This window comes from Mesorhizobium sp. M1A.T.Ca.IN.004.03.1.1 (assembly GCF_003997555.1).
Lineage (GTDB): Bacteria > Pseudomonadota > Alphaproteobacteria > Rhizobiales > Rhizobiaceae > Mesorhizobium.
In genome coordinates this window covers 1-243 of sequence record NZ_RZTV01000928.1, presented here as the reverse complement: position 1 = coordinate 243, position 243 = coordinate 1, and the positions used below count along the sequence as shown (strand labels likewise).

Annotated in this window: 1 pseudogene; it reads left to right on the top strand. The window is 64.6% G+C overall.

Annotated features, from left to right (window positions below):
* Nucleotides 1-243: pseudogene (locus tag EOD29_RS34395) on the top strand (acyl-CoA dehydrogenase); the annotation flags it as partial.

The following is a 243-nucleotide window of genomic DNA, read 5'->3' as shown; positions in this document are numbered from 1 at the left end:
CTTGATGCGGCGCGCGCTCATGCGCTGGGCAGCGATACGGTCGCCAGGAACCTCTATTGGGGGGCGTCCGTCAATCCGCGCGATCCCGGGCTGGTGCTCACCCGTCGCGGCAACGGCTATGTGCTGAACGGACGCAAGTCCTTCTCCACGGCGGCTCGGGTCTCCGACTATATCAATGCCAACGCGACGCTCGACGACAAGATCGCCAGCTTCGCCGTGCCGACCAATCGTCACGGTTACGTC